The following is a 12167-nucleotide window of genomic DNA, read 5'->3' as shown; positions in this document are numbered from 1 at the left end:
CCCCCGAACCCGAGGGTGGGACCGGACGCAAGCGCAGCACCACAGCCAGTGGCGCCCGCTGTGCAAGCCCGGGACTTTAGTCCCGGGTCGTTGACGCCAGTTCGGGAGCGACCACCCAATCTCCTTGGCGCATCACGCCCTTGAGGTCGAAGTTCTCGTCCAGGAGGACCAGGTCGGCGTCCTTGCCGGGGCCGAGGGAGCCGACCCGGTCGGAGATGCCCAGCAGGCGGGCCGGATTGGTGGAGAGGGCGGCGACGACGTCCTCGACCGGGAGGCGGTCGACGGTCACCGCCCGCTTGAACGCGCGGTCCTGGGTGAGGGTGGAGCCGGCGATCGAGCCGCCCTCGACCAGCCGGGCCACGCCCTCGCTGACCTCGACCTCCAGCGGGCCGAGCATGTAGCGGCCGTCGCCGATGCCGGCCGCGTCCATCGCGTCGGTGATGAACGCGACCCGGCCCGCGCCCGCGTGACGGAACGCCAGCTCCAGGGCGGCCGGGTGGAGATGGGTGCCGTCGTTGATGAGCTCCACCGTGACCCGCTCGTCCTCCAGGAGGGCGGCGATGGGACCGGGGGAGCGGTGGCCGAGGGCGGGCATCGCGTTGAAGAGATGGGTGGCGACCGTCGCCCCGGCCTCGATGGCCTGAACCGTCTGCTCGTAGCTCGCGTCCGTGTGGCCCACCGCCGCGATCACCCCGTGGTCGGCCAGCAGCCGTACGGAGTCCAGACCGCCCGGCAGCTCGGTCGCCAGGGTGACCATCCGGGCCCGGCCACGCGCCGCGTCGATCAGCTTGCGCACGTCCGCCGGGTCCGGGTCGCGCAGCAGCTCCTCGGAGTGCGCGCCCTTGCGGCACGGCGAGATGAACGGGCCCTCGAAGTGGATCCCGGCGAGGTCGCCCTGCTCGGTGAACTCGCTCAGCAGACCGGCCTGGCGCACCAGGAAGTCCATGTCGTCGGTGACGGTGGAGGCGACGAGGGTGGTGGTGCCGTGCCGGCGGTGTGTCCGGATGGCCTGCTGGATGTCCTCCGCCGTACCGGAGAAGGACGCTCCGCCTCCGCCGTGGTTGTGCAGGTCGATGAAGCCGGGGACCAACCAGTGGCCGCTCACGTCGATGACCTGGGCGTTCTCGGAGGCCGTGCCGGTGATGCGGGTGCCCTCGACGATCACTTGGCCGTCGCGGACCGTTCCGCCGGGCAGGACCACATGGGCGCCGGAGAGGACGAGGGGCGCCTTGCCCGCGGGCCGCGGGTCGTGGGTGGCGTCGCGCGCAGTTCCCCGCGCCCCTAGAGGGGTGGCCATCAGGGTGTTACCTCCATACCGTCAGTCGTCTCGAGGAGATCCCAGGCCAGGAGCCCCGCACCTCGGCAGCCCGCCGTGTCGCCCAGTGCCGCCGGCACGATCGTCGGCAGTTTCTGGAAGGTGATCCGCCGCCGGACGGCGTCCCGCAGCGGTGTGAACAAGGTTTCCCCCGCCTCCGCGAGCCCGCCACCGATGACGAGCGTGCGCGGGTCCAGCAGGGTGAGCGCGGTGACCAGGCCGTCGGCGAGCGCGTCCACGGCGTTCCGCCAGATCCGGACGGCGTTCGGGTCGCCGGACGCGACGGCCTTCGCGCAGTCCGCGGCGTCCGCCTCCGGATCCCCGCAGGCCGCCGCCCATGCCTCGCTCACCGCCGCCGCCGAGGCGAACCGCTCCAGACAGCCGTGCTGCCCGCACGGACACGGGGCCCCGCCGGGCCGTACGACGATGTGGCCGATCTCGCCCGCGAAGCCGTGCGCGCCCGCCTCCACCCGGCCGTCGACCCCGATGGCGCCCGCGATGCCGGTGCCCAGCGCCACGAACAGGAACCGGTCGGCACCCCGGCCCGCGCCCACCCGGCCCTCGGCGAGCCCGCCGGTGCGCACGTCGTGGCCGAGTGCGACGGGGCTGCCGAGCCGTTCGGCGAGCAGCGCGCGCAGGGGGACGTCGTGCCAGCCCAGGTTGGCCGCGTAGGCGGCGACGCCCCGGGTCTCGTCGACGATCCCGGGCACCGCGACGCCGGCCGCGGCCGCGGGCTCGCCGAGCAGGTCGATGCCGTGGGCGCGCAGGTCGGCGGCGAAGTCGAGGATGGCGGCGACCACCGCGTCGGGGCCGCGCTCGCGGCCGGTGGCCCGGCGGTCCTCGTGCAGCAGGGTGCCGTCGGTCCCGACCAGCGCGGCCTTCATCCCGGTGCCGCCCACGTCGAGGGCGATGACATGTCTCACGGGAACAGTGTGGACCGATTACCCGCAAGAGGTCTAGTCCACTTGCGCGGGTTGGGGGTACGGTCCCGCTCCAAGAGGGCCGAAAGAGGTCTAGTCCACACGGGTGGTGTAGACCTTAATCCGGATAGCGGTCCATTGGTATGAACAATCACTTGTCCATCCATTGGACAATCGGACGCAGTGAGCAGTCGGGAGAAGAGGCCAGTGCAGGCGCGGGCAGGAAAGTCGGGAACGGTCGCGGGGAAGATCGGCGGGACGATCGCGGGGGTGTCCGCACTGGGCATGGCCGCGGTCCTCTCCGGTTGCGGACTCACCGGAGGCTCCGACGACGTCACCCTCAGACTGGTCGCGGCCGACTACGGCGACAGCGCCGCCAACAGCTCCGAGAAGTACTGGGACAAGCTCGTCGCGGCGTACGAGAAGGATCACCCGAACGTCACCGTCGAGGTGACCGTCTACTCCTGGAACGACGTCGACGCCAAGGTCAAGGAGATGGTCGACGCCGGCGACGCGCCCGACATGGCGCAGATCGGCGCCTACGCCGACTACGCGGCCGCCGACCAGCTCTACAAGGCCGGCGAGCTGCTCTCCATCCCCGTCCAGGCCGACTTCGTGGGCCAGCTCGCCGACGCGGGCAAGGTGCGGGGCGTGCAGTACGGCATGCCGTTCGCCTCCTCCACCCGGCTGCTCTTCTACAACAAGACCCTCTTCGAACAGGCCGGCCTCACCCCGCCGACCACCTGGGACGACCTCGCCAAGGACGCGGCGGCGCTGAAGAAGGACGGCGTGAAGTACCCGTACGCGCTGCCGCTCGGCTCCGAGGAGGCGCAGGCCGAGACCATGCAGTGGCTGCTCAGCGGTGGGGGCGGCTACAACCAGACCGTCAGCAGCTACAGCCTCGACTCCACCGAGAACGTCGACACGTTCGGCTGGCTGAAGAACGAGCTGGTCGGCAAGGGGCTGACCGGACCGGTCGCACCCGCCGAGCTCAACCGCGCCGACGCCTTCGCCGCCTTCACCAACGGTGACGTCGGCATGCTCAACGGCCACCCGTCCCTGATGAAGGCGGCCGCGAAGAAGGGCGTGAAGTTCGGCATGGTGCCGATGCCCGGCGTGGACGGCCCCGCCAAGGTCTCCATGGGCGTCGCCGACTGGATGCTGGCCTTCCGCAAGAACGGGCACGCCGATCAGATCGGCGACTTCCTCGACTTCGTCTACAGCGAGGAGAACGTGCTCGACTTCTCCCGCGAGTACGACCTGCTGCCGGTCACCAACTCCGCCTCCCAGGTCATGAGCACGGCCAAGGAGGACGCCGACCTCCAGCCGTTCCTGGAGGAACTCCCGCTCTCCCAGCTCTACCCGGTCGGACGGACCTCCTGGGCGCAGGTCAGCGCGGCGATCAAGAAGGAGATCGGCCGGGCCGTGACCCCGTCCGGCAGTCCGGCCACGGTGCTGGGCGACCTCCAGACGACGGCCGCGACCGCGGAGAGCGCCGCCGGGGAGTGAGTCGGCTGTCGGTGGCCGGGGTTACCGTTCAGGGCATGCAGGAACAGCTGGAGGACAGGGAGCGCGCCGTCCTCGCCCTGGAGCGACGCGGCTTCCCCGGCCCCGGCGCGAAGGAGCGTGCGATCCGCGAGGAACTCGACCTCTCCCCGCTCCGCTACTACCAACTCCTCAACGCCCTCCTCGACGACCCCCGCGCCCTGGCCCACGACCCGGTGACGGTGAACAGACTGCGCAGGGTCCGCGAGACCCGCCGCGCCGAACGCTGATCGCTAGGCGCCGAGCCGCCGAGCCGCCGAGCCGCCGACGGGGTCTCGGTGTGGCTCGGTCCCGTGGCCTCGCCCCCCGGTCGCCGTGCCCCGCGGATATCGTCGGCGTATGGGCATCCATGAGACGCACTCCGAGGAACCCGTACCCACCCCCACCCCCGTCCCCACCACCCCCGCCGGGCGTGAGGGGCTCGGCGCGATCCTCGCCAGGCCCTCCCGCACCCTCGTCGGGCTCGACTTCGACGGCACCCTCGCCCCCATCGTCGCGAACCCCGAGGACGCACGGGCCCACCCCGACGCCCTCGCCGCGCTCACCGCACTCGCCCCCAAGGTCGCCGCCGTCGCCGTCGTCACCGGCCGGCCCGCCGAGGTCGCCGTACGCAACGGCGGGTTCGCGGGGGCGCGGGGGCTGGAGCATCTCGCCGTCCTCGGCCATTACGGCGCCGAGCGCTGGGACGCCCGGACCGGCACCCTCACCGCCCCGCCCCCGCATCCGGGCGTCGCCGCCGTCCGCGCCGAACTGCCGGGGATCCTCGACGCGGCCGGCGGCGAGCCGGGCGTCTGGGTGGAGGAGAAGGGCGGCCGGGCCGTCGCCGTCCACACCCGCCGGGCCACCGACCCCCAGGCCGCCTTCGACGCCCTGCGCGCGCCCCTCACCGACCTCGCCACCCGGCACGGGCTGATCGTCGAGCCCGGCCGGATGGTCCTGGAACTGCGCCCGCCGGGCATGGACAAGGGCGTGGCCCTGCTGGAGCACGTCCGCGAGACCGGCGCCCGGTCGGTCCTCTACGCCGGCGACGACCTCGGCGACCTCCCCGCCTTCGCCGCCGTGGACAAACTCCGCTCCGACGGCGTCCCCGGCCTGCTGGTGTGCAGCGGCAGCACGGAGGTCACCGAACTGGCCGACCGCGCGGACCTCGTCGTCGACGGGCCCGCCGGCGTCGTACGGCTGCTGCGGGAGCTGGCCGGTCAGCTGGGCTGAATCTCCCGGAGCGCCTCCAGCTGATCCAGGAACCACCGGGCCGGAGGCAGCGCGGTCGCGGCCGCCGCCAGCCTCTTGGTGCGCTCGGCCCGCTCCTCCGGCTTCATGGTGAGACCCTCGTGCAGGGCACGGGCGGTCTCCAGCACGTCGTACGGATTGACGACGAGGGCGTCCTCGCGGAGCTCCCAGTACGCCCCCGCCTCCCGGGACAGCACCAGCGCGCAGCCCTCGTCGGAGACCACCGGGATCTCCTTGGCGACCAGGTTCATACCGTCCCGGACGGGGTTGACCAGGGCCACGTCCGCGAGGCGGTAGGCGGCGAGCGAGCGGGCGAAGTCGTCCTTCACGTGCAGGACGACCGGGGTCCAGCCGGGGGTGCCGTAGGTCTTGTTGATCTCCGTGGCCAGGCGCTGCACCTCGGCCGTGTAGTCGCGGTAGACGGCCAGATCCTGGCGGGAGGGGTAGGCGAAGGCCACATGGACCACCCGCTCGCGCCACTCCTCGTGGTCGTCGAGCAGCTGCCGGTAGGCCAGCAGGCCGCGCACGATGTTCTTGGACAGCTCGGTCCGGTCGACCCGGACGATCGTCTTCCGTCCCTCTCCGATCTCCTCGCGCAGGGCGGCCATCCGCTCCTCGACGTCCGGCCGGTGCGAGCGCTCGCGCAGGAAGTCGGCGTCGGCCCCGAGGCCGTGGACGCCGAGCCAGGTCCGGTGGCCGGGGCCCTTCCAGCCGGGCACGTACTGGAACGACTCCGGCACCCCCGACAGAGCCATCCGCGCGGCCACGTCGAGGTCCAGGGCCTGGACGCAGGACGAGAAGGCATCACTCCACCGGTGGGTCAGGAACCCCAGCCGGTCCGCCCCGAGCATGCCCAGGACCAGCTGCTCGCGGATGTCCCGCGGCAGCAGGGCGAAGTAGTCCGCCGGCGCCCACGGCGTGTGCGAGAAGTGGCCGATGCGCAGGTCGGGGCGGAGCTCCCGGAGCATCCCGGGGACCAGGCACAGGTGGTAGTCCTGCACCAGGACCGCCGCGCCCGGCGCCGCCTCCTCCGCCAGCGCCTGCGCGAAGGCCCGGTTGTACGTCTCGTACGACGCCCACTGGCGCCGGAACTCCGTGTCGAAGACCGGCTCCAGCGGGGTCTGGTACAGCAGGTGGTGGATGAACCAGAGCACCGAGTTCGCGATGCCGTTGTAGGCGTCCGCGTGGACGTCGGCCGGAATGGGCAGCATCCGCACGCCCTCCTCGCCGACCCCGCGCCGGACCGCCTCGCGGTCGCCGTCGGAGAGCGCGGAGCAGACCCAGAGGGCGCCCGCGTCCGGGCCGATGGCCGACAGGCCGGAGACCAGCCCACCGCCTCCGCGTTTCGGGTCCAGCGAGCCGTCCTCGCGGAGCGAGTACGAGACCGGGCCGCGGTTGGACGCGACCAGCACCTGAGCACCCCGAGCGGCAGCTTCGTGCGTGGTAGCCATACGCCTCAACCTAGCCCGGCGCGGAAACGCTCAAACGTACGGTCGCGCTGTGTGGACGGTCCATATCCGGCCGTATCGCGGGCCGTATACGGCGCCACGCCCGTGTTACGCGACCTTGCGCGACTGGTACTCCGCGATCTCCGCCATCGGCGGCCGTTCCTCCGTGTCCACCGAGTAGGTGCGTGGTTCGAAACCGTCCGAGCCCCGCTCGAACTGGGTGAGGGAGGGACGGACGAGATGGCCGCGGGCCAGCCGGAGCTGGGCGGTGCGGTAGATCGCCGCCGCCATCCGGCCGAGCGCCTGGCCGTCCTGGTGGCGGTGCTTGCGCACCCCCACGTCGACCTGGGCCAGCGCGTCGAGGCCCACCAGATGCAGGGCGTCCACCAGCATGCCCAGCTCGACCCCGTACCCGACCGGGAACGGCAGCTGCTCCAGCAGGGTGCGCCGGGCCGCGTACTCGCCGCCCAGCGGCTGGACGAACCCGGCCAGCTGCGGCCAGTGCATGTTGAGCAGCGGCCGGGCCATCAGCTCGGTCACCCGGCCGCCCTGGCCGGCCGCGCCGCCCAGCGGACGGTCGTACATGCCCTTGACCAGGTCCACCTGGGGGTCGGTGAGCAGGGGGCCCACGATGCCCGAGACGAAGTCGGAGGAGAACTCCTTCAGGTCGGCGTCGATGAAACAGACGATGTCCCCGGTGGTGACGAGCAGGGAGCGCCACAGCACCTCGCCCTTGCCGGGCACGGCCGGGAGGCGCGGCAGGATGGTGTCCCGGTGGACGACCCGCGCGCCCGCCGCGGCCGCGACCTCGGCGGTACGGTCGGTCGACCCCGAGTCGACGACGACGATCTCGTCGACCAGCGGGACCTGCTGCATGAGGTCGTGACGGATGACCGCGACGATGTCGCCGACCGTCTCCTCCTCGTTCAGCGCGGGCAGGACGACGGACACCGACTGATGGGTGGCGCGTTTCGCGGCCAGGATCCGGTGCAGCGGACGATCGGCCACGGACCAGGAGCGGGTGGTCAGCCAGCGCTCGACTTCTTCCAGCACAGTCTGCGGCTCCTCACTGTCGTGATCACACCGGGTGCACGGCGGGTGACCGTGTGATCCATCTCGCGGTTCGGACGACTATCTCAACTGTCCTGGCCTTCGGTTACAGTCTTGAACAACGCGGATGACCATCGCATGTCCGAGGTCGTCCGCTGTTCGCCGAGTTCAACAACTACATACCGCTCATCCAGAGGGGCAGAGGGATACGGCCCGATGAAGCCCCGGCAACCCTCCAGCCGGTCTTGTCACATTGATGTGGCGAGGCTCCCGGCTCGGGAAGGTGCCAAATCCGTCTCACGGCGAGATGCGTCGTGAGGAAGATGAGGAGAAAGGGCCTCGCCTCACATGGCTGCGCAGACTGTTGCAAGCACCACGGACAGCACTACCGAATCCACCGTAGACCTCGGCCCCGCCGCCGCGCTGAGCTGCCGCGAATGCGGTCACCGCGTGCCCCTCGGCCCGGTCTTCGCGTGCGAGGAGTGTTTCGGCCCGCTCGAGATCGCGTACGACTTCTCCTCCTACGACACGGAGGAGCTGCGCAAGCGCATCGAGGCGGGACCCGCGAACATCTGGCGCTACGCGCCGCTGCTGCCCGTCCCGGCCGACGTGGCGGACAAGCCGAACATCAACCCCGGCTGGACCAAGCTCGTCAAGGCCGACAACCTCGCGCGTGAGCTGGGCGTCACCGGCGGGCTGTACGTCAAGGACGACTCCGGCAACCCGACGCACTCCTTCAAGGACCGTGTCGTCGCGCAGGCCATCGAGGCCGCCCGCGCCTTCGGCTTCACCACCCTGTCCTGCTCCTCCACCGGCAACCTCGCCGGTGCCGTCGGCGCCGCCGCGGCCCGCGCCGGTTTCCGCTCCTGCGTGTTCATCCCGCACGACCTGGAGCAGGGCAAGGTCGTCATGGCCGCGATCTACGGTGGCGAACTCGTCGGCATCGAGGGCAACTACGACGACGTGAACCGTTTCTGCTCCGAGCTGATCGGCGACCCGGCCGGCGAGGGCTGGGGCTTCGTCAACGTCAACCTGCGGCCGTACTACGCGGAGGGGTCCAAGACCCTGGCGTACGAGATCTGCGAGCAGCTCGGCTGGCGGCTCCCGGACCAGCTGGTCGTCCCGATCGCGTCCGGCTCCCAGCTCACGAAGATCGACAAGGGGCTCCAGGAGCTGATCAAGCTGGGGCTGGTCGAGGACCGGCCGTACAAGATCTTCGGTGCGCAGGCGGAGGGGTGCTCGCCGGTGTCGGTGGCCTTCAAGGCCGGCCACGACGTCGTACGGCCCCAGAAGCCGAACACGATCGCCAAGTCGCTGGCGATCGGCAACCCGGCGGACGGTCCGTACGTGCTCGACATCGCGCGGCGTACGGGCGGTGCCGTGGAGGACGTGAACGACGAGCAGGTCGTGGACGCGATCAAGCTGCTGGCGCGGACCGAGGGGATCTTCGCGGAGACGGCCGGTGGGGTGACCGTCGGGGTCACGCGCAAGTTGATCGAGAACGGTCTGCTGGACCCGACGAAGACCACGGTCGTCCTGAACACCGGCGACGGCCTGAAGACCCTGGACGCGGTGGCCGGCACCGGCCTCACCGCGACCATCCGCCCCACCCTGGACTCTTTCCGAGAGGCTGGCCTCGCATGAGCGTCACTGTCCGCATCCCCACCATCCTGCGCACCTACACCGGCGGCAAGGCCGAGGTGCCCGCCGAGGGTGCGACCCTCGGGGAGGTCATCTCCGACCTGGAGAAGAACCACACCGGGATCGCCGCGCGCGTCCTGGACGACCAGGGCAAGCTGCGCCGGTTCGTCAACGTGTACGTGAACGACGACGACGTGCGGTTCGAGCAGGGGCTGGAGACGGCGACCCCGGACGGTGCCGGCGTCTCGATCATCCCGGCCGTCGCCGGCGGCTGACCTGTGGTTGACCGTCGTTCAGTACCCACCGGTAGTAACCGTCGGTAACAGTGATTACCGAGTGTTCATCGAATTGCCCCCTCCGTGAGAGAAGCGGAGGGGGCAATTCAGTGTGATTGAGCGCGGTACAGTTGGGGAACCGGGTCGCGAAACCCTGATCCGGAGTCTTTGATTTCTGCCTTGAGCCCGATAAGAAGCAGCCAAAGTGTGCGCCTCTTTCGTGGCTTTTGTGGCATTTGCGGGGCCCGACTTGCCCTGAATTCTGGCGAATTCTCGCCACATTCCGGATCGTGTGCGTCCAGAATTCTCGTCCAAGTGACCTGTTGCAGAGGGCAGTTGGACAGATACATTCGGCCGCGGTCGACGCGTTCCGGCGCACGCCCCCAACCAGCTGGGGGGTGAGGTCTGACCCGGATCCACGAAGTGTGGATCTGTGCAAGGGCCAGTAATAGGGGAGTTAGGCATGGCTCAGGGCACCGTCAAATGGTTCAACGCGGAGAAGGGGTACGGCTTCATCGCGGTCGACGGTGGTGCGGATGTTTTCGTCCACTACAGCGCGATCCAGATGGACGGATACCGCACCCTGGAAGAGGGTCAGCGGGTCGATTTCGAGATCTCGCAGGGCCAGAAGGGGCCGCAGGCGGACATGGTCCGCCTGGCGACCGGCTGAAGCACGCGCCGACTGACAGCGACGTTCTTCTGTTTCATCTTCGAAGGGCTCGCACCTCCTGGGGTGCGAGCCCTTCGGCATGCCCGGGGACCGGCGGGCGCGCCGCTGTTCACCTGCGGATCGGCCCGAGCCGCTTGCACTCGGCATGGGCGAGTGCTAATCATTGGCGTTAGCACTCTGAAGGTGAGAGTGACAACGAAGGACCGGGTCGGTGAGGCCCGCAGGCCAGGTGGGGCAAGGAACCACACGGCATGCGAGCCGTCCGTCGCGGGCGCGGGCGCGGTCCGAAGGAATCACCCCCAGTCCTGGAGGGACCACTTCACATGGCCAAGATCATCGCGTTCGACGAGGAGGCGCGGCGCGGCCTCGAGCGCGGCATGAACCAGCTCGCGGACGCCGTGAAGGTGACGCTCGGCCCCAAGGGCCGCAACGTCGTCCTCGAGAAGAAGTGGGGCGCCCCCACGATCACCAACGATGGTGTGTCCATCGCCAAGGAGATCGAGCTCGAGGACCCGTACGAGAAGATCGGCGCCGAGCTGGTCAAGGAAGTCGCCAAGAAGACGGACGACGTCGCCGGTGACGGTACGACCACCGCGACCGTTCTCGCCCAGGCGCTGGTCCGCGAGGGTCTGCGCAACGTCGCCGCCGGCGCCAACCCGATGGCTCTGAAGCGCGGTATCGAGAAGGCCGTCGAGGCCGTCTCCGGTGCCCTGCTGGAGCAGGCGAAGGATGTCGAGACCAAGGAGCAGATCGCTTCCACGGCCTCCATCTCCGCCGCCGACACCCAGATCGGCGAGCTGATCGCCGAGGCCATGGACAAGGTCGGCAAGGAAGGCGTCATCACCGTCGAGGAGTCCCAGACCTTCGGTCTGGAGCTGGAGCTCACCGAGGGTATGCGCTTCGACAAGGGCTACATCTCGGCGTACTTCGCCACCGACATGGAGCGTATGGAGGCCGTCCTCGACGACCCGTACATCCTGATCGCGAACTCCAAGATCGCCAACGTCAAGGACCTGCTCCCGCTCCTGGAGAAGGTCATGCAGGGCGGCAAGCCGCTGCTGATCATCGCCGAGGACGTCGAGGGCGAGGCCCTGTCGACCCTGGTCGTCAACAAGATCCGCGGCACCTTCAAGTCCGTCGCGGTCAAGGCCCCGGGCTTCGGCGACCGCCGCAAGGCGATGCTGAACGACATCGCCATCCTCACCGGCGGCGAGGTCATCTCCGAGGAGGTCGGTCTCAAGCTCGAGAACACGACCCTCGACCTGCTGGGCAAGGCCCGCAAGGTCGTCATCACCAAGGACGAGACCACCATCGTCGACGGCTCCGGTTCCTCGGACCAGGTCGCGGGTCGCGTGAACCAGATCCGTGCCGAGATCGAGAACAGCGACTCGGACTACGACCGCGAGAAGCTCCAGGAGCGCCTGGCCAAGCTCGCGGGCGGCGTGGCCGTCATCAAGGCCGGTGCCGCCACCGAGGTCGAGCTCAAGGAGCGCAAGCACCGCATCGAGGACGCCGTTCGCAACGCGAAGGCGGCCGTCGAGGAGGGCATCGTCGCCGGTGGTGGCGTGGCCCTGCTCCAGGCCTCCCAGGTGTTCGAGAAGCTGGAGCTCGAGGGTGACGAGGCGACCGGCGCCAACGCCGTGAAGCTCGCCCTGGAGGCCCCGCTCAAGCAGATCGCCGTCAACGGTGGTCTCGAGGGTGGCGTCATCGTCGAGAAGGTGCGCAACCTGCCCGTCGGCCACGGCCTGAACGCCGCGACCGGCGAGTACGTCGACATGATCGCCGAGGGCATCATCGACCCGGCGAAGGTGACCCGTTCCGCGCTGCAGAACGCCGCCTCCATCGCCGCGCTGTTCCTCACCACCGAGGCCGTCATCGCCGACAAGCCGGAGAAGGCCGCCGCGCCCGCCGGCGGCGGCATGCCGGGTGGTGACATGGACTTCTGAGCCTGAATCAGAGGCTCGGGTTTCCTACCGAGGGCGGGGGGGGGGGGGGGGGGGGGGGGGGGGGGGGGGGGGGGGGGGGGGGGGGGGGGGGGGGGGGGGGGGGGGGGGGGGGGGGGGGGGGGGGGGG

General features: G+C 70.2%; 11 protein-coding genes and 1 riboswitch. Of the genes, 7 read left to right on the top strand and 4 right to left on the bottom strand.

The features are described from left to right. Nucleotides 1-76: 76 nt before the first annotated feature. Together nagA and ACZ6D7_RS47200 are read right to left on the bottom strand one after the other, a co-directional pair. Entirely contained in the window at nucleotides 77-1297 is a 1221-nt protein-coding gene (nagA, locus tag ACZ6D7_RS47205; protein ID WP_469505077.1) for an N-acetylglucosamine-6-phosphate deacetylase, read from the bottom strand. Further along, the gene (locus ACZ6D7_RS47200; protein WP_469505076.1) at nucleotides 1297-2238 is read right to left on the bottom strand and encodes an ROK family protein; all 942 of its coding nucleotides are present in this window, start codon (nucleotides 2236-2238) and stop codon (nucleotides 1297-1299) included. The genes nagA and ACZ6D7_RS47200 overlap by 1 nt, the downstream gene beginning before the upstream one ends. A 282-nt stretch (nucleotides 2239-2520) precedes the next feature. Between ACZ6D7_RS47200 and ACZ6D7_RS47195 the strand changes: the two genes are divergently transcribed. The 3 genes from ACZ6D7_RS47195 (at nucleotide 2521) to otsB (ending at nucleotide 4992) form a co-directional block, all read left to right on the top strand. Beyond that, nucleotides 2521-3744, top strand: coding sequence for an ABC transporter substrate-binding protein (locus ACZ6D7_RS47195; RefSeq protein WP_469505079.1), 1224 nt, complete (start codon nucleotides 2521-2523; stop codon nucleotides 3742-3744). A gap of 35 nt (nucleotides 3745-3779) precedes the next feature. Next, the gene (locus tag ACZ6D7_RS47190) at nucleotides 3780-4010 is read left to right on the top strand and encodes a DUF3263 domain-containing protein (protein ID WP_469505075.1); all 231 of its coding nucleotides are present in this window, start codon (nucleotides 3780-3782) and stop codon (nucleotides 4008-4010) included. A gap of 109 nt (nucleotides 4011-4119) precedes the next feature. Beyond that, the gene (gene otsB, locus ACZ6D7_RS47185) at nucleotides 4120-4992 is read left to right on the top strand and encodes a trehalose-phosphatase (RefSeq protein ID WP_469505073.1); all 873 of its coding nucleotides are present in this window, start codon (nucleotides 4120-4122) and stop codon (nucleotides 4990-4992) included. On the opposite strand, the gene ACZ6D7_RS47180 is transcribed toward otsB, so the two are convergent. Beyond that, entirely contained in the window at nucleotides 4980-6461 is a 1482-nt protein-coding gene (locus tag ACZ6D7_RS47180; protein WP_469505072.1) for an alpha,alpha-trehalose-phosphate synthase (UDP-forming), read from the bottom strand. The genes otsB and ACZ6D7_RS47180 overlap by 13 nt on opposite strands. Before the next feature lie 105 nt (nucleotides 6462-6566). Further along, entirely contained in the window at nucleotides 6567-7511 is a 945-nt protein-coding gene (locus ACZ6D7_RS47175) for a glucosyl-3-phosphoglycerate synthase (protein WP_469505070.1), read from the bottom strand. 180 nt (nucleotides 7512-7691) lie between these two features. Next, nucleotides 7692-7838: riboswitch (SAM riboswitch) on the top strand. Between the two features lie 18 nt (nucleotides 7839-7856). On the opposite strand from ACZ6D7_RS47175, the gene thrC reads away from it, so the two are divergent. The 4 genes from thrC (at nucleotide 7857) to groL (ending at nucleotide 12040) form a co-directional block, all read left to right on the top strand. Continuing rightward, on the top strand, nucleotides 7857-9152 hold the full coding sequence (gene thrC / locus ACZ6D7_RS47170; RefSeq protein WP_469505068.1) for a threonine synthase: 1296 nt from the start codon (nucleotides 7857-7859) through the stop codon (nucleotides 9150-9152). Then, nucleotides 9149-9424, top strand: coding sequence for a MoaD/ThiS family protein (locus tag ACZ6D7_RS47165; RefSeq protein WP_469505067.1), 276 nt, complete (start codon nucleotides 9149-9151; stop codon nucleotides 9422-9424). The genes thrC and ACZ6D7_RS47165 overlap by 4 nt, the downstream gene beginning before the upstream one ends. Nucleotides 9425-9887: 463 nt before the next feature. Further along, nucleotides 9888-10094 (top strand): cold-shock protein, encoded by a 207-nt coding sequence (locus tag ACZ6D7_RS47160; RefSeq protein ID WP_007493268.1) that lies wholly within the window; start codon nucleotides 9888-9890, stop codon nucleotides 10092-10094. 323 nt (nucleotides 10095-10417) lie between these two features. After that, the gene (gene groL / locus ACZ6D7_RS47155) at nucleotides 10418-12040 is read left to right on the top strand and encodes a chaperonin GroEL (RefSeq protein WP_469505065.1); all 1623 of its coding nucleotides are present in this window, start codon (nucleotides 10418-10420) and stop codon (nucleotides 12038-12040) included. The last annotated feature ends 127 nt before the right edge of the window (nucleotides 12041-12167 follow it).

The organism is Streptomyces sp. NPDC041784 (genome assembly GCF_055591025.1).
The sequence above is the reverse complement of the archived record's forward strand: the minus strand, read 5'-3'. Positions and strand labels throughout refer to the sequence as shown.

What these genes read in the sequence shown, in the direction of transcription:
- nagA (WP_469505077.1), bottom strand. Translation starts at nt 1,297, where the DNA reads ATGGCCACCCCTCTAGGGGCGCGGGGAACTGCGCGCGACGCCACCCAC.
- ACZ6D7_RS47195 (WP_469505079.1), top strand. Translation starts at nt 2,521, where the DNA reads ATGGCCGCGGTCCTCTCCGGTTGCGGACTCACCGGAGGCTCCGACGAC.
- ACZ6D7_RS47190 (WP_469505075.1), top strand. Translation starts at nt 3,780, where the DNA reads ATGCAGGAACAGCTGGAGGACAGGGAGCGCGCCGTCCTCGCCCTGGAG.
- otsB (WP_469505073.1), top strand. Translation starts at nt 4,120, where the DNA reads ATGGGCATCCATGAGACGCACTCCGAGGAACCCGTACCCACCCCCACC.
- ACZ6D7_RS47180 (WP_469505072.1), bottom strand. Translation starts at nt 6,461, where the DNA reads ATGGCTACCACGCACGAAGCTGCCGCTCGGGGTGCTCAGGTGCTGGTC.
- thrC (WP_469505068.1), top strand. Translation starts at nt 7,857, where the DNA reads ATGGCTGCGCAGACTGTTGCAAGCACCACGGACAGCACTACCGAATCC.
- ACZ6D7_RS47165 (WP_469505067.1), top strand. Translation starts at nt 9,149, where the DNA reads ATGAGCGTCACTGTCCGCATCCCCACCATCCTGCGCACCTACACCGGC.
- ACZ6D7_RS47160 (WP_007493268.1), top strand. Translation starts at nt 9,888, where the DNA reads ATGGCTCAGGGCACCGTCAAATGGTTCAACGCGGAGAAGGGGTACGGC.
- groL (WP_469505065.1), top strand. Translation starts at nt 10,418, where the DNA reads ATGGCCAAGATCATCGCGTTCGACGAGGAGGCGCGGCGCGGCCTCGAG.